Annotated in this window: 1 protein-coding gene; it reads left to right on the top strand. The window is 62.5% G+C overall.

Annotated elements, in window-relative coordinates:
- Nucleotides 1–667 (top strand): methylmalonyl-CoA mutase family protein (locus tag ACY45C_RS15180; protein WP_462188248.1); only part of this gene is annotated, 667 nt, incomplete at both ends.

The raw sequence follows: 667 nt of genomic DNA on the forward strand, positions 1-667 counted from the left end.
CAGGAGTGGTTCATCGAACACGCGGTCCGGAACTTCTACTCGGTATCGATCTCCGGCTATCACATCGCCGAGGCCGGCGCCAATCCTATCAGTCAGCTCGCGTTCACCCTGGCCAACGGCTTCACCTACGTCGAGGCCTATCTGGCCAGAGGGATGCGCATTGACGATTTCGCCCCGAACCTGTCGTTCTTCTTCTCCAACGGGATGGATGCGGAGTACACCGTCATCGGGCGGGTGGCTCGCCGGATCTGGGCGGTGGCCATGCGGGAGCGATACGGTGCCGCCCCCCGGTCGCAGATGCTGAAGTATCATGTACAGACGTCGGGCCGGTCGCTGCACGCGCAGGAGATGGCCTACAACGATATCCGGACCACGTTGCAGGCGCTGTGCGCGATCTACGACAACTGCAACAGCCTGCACACCAATGCCTACGACGAGGCTGTGACGACTCCTACGGAGAACTCCGTCCGCCGCGCGTTGGCCATCCAGATGGTCATAGATCAGGAATGGGGACTCGCCGCCAACGAGAATCCCCTGCAGGGATCGTTCATCGTCGATGAACTGACCGACCTGGTCGAGGAGGCGGTGCTCGCCGAGTTCGAGCGGATCAGCGACCGCGGCGGTGTACTCGGCGCGATGGAAACCGGCTATCAGCGGGGACGCATCC

The sequence above is a fragment of the Frankia sp. CcWB2 genome (assembly GCF_977927585.1).